Genomic DNA, 322 nt, shown 5'->3' on the forward strand with positions numbered 1-322 from the left:
CGAATGCCCTTCATGAATTGGCAGACATTCAACGCAGTGCTATTTCAGGAGGCGAAGCAAAGACCATCGACATTGCAGCGATGCGAATGAATTCGGACGTTGAGGACGTATGACACAGATCATCATTAAAAAGTCACTGGATGAGTGGCTGGACAACATCGACTATTCAGATTTGGCGGACGGTACTTATGTACCGTCCAAATTTGCGTTGGTGTTCATGAACTTCATCAAGCTGGTCAATGGATCAGAAGGTGAGAGCCATAAGACCCCACCAGTGCATCTGCGAATGCTGGACAAGACTGTCTCTGACAAGAAGCAGGTT

General features: G+C 47.2%; 1 protein-coding gene. It reads left to right on the forward strand.

Annotation, left to right across the window (positions count from 1 at the left end):
• Positions 1–109: 109 nt before the first annotated feature.
• The coding region (locus Q5762_RS37660) for a hypothetical protein (RefSeq protein ID WP_315896816.1) at positions 110–322 on the forward strand (213 nt) is incomplete at its 3' end.

The organism is Streptomyces sp. P9(2023), assembly GCF_032436795.1.
GTDB lineage: Bacteria > Actinomycetota > Actinomycetes > Streptomycetales > Streptomycetaceae > Streptomyces.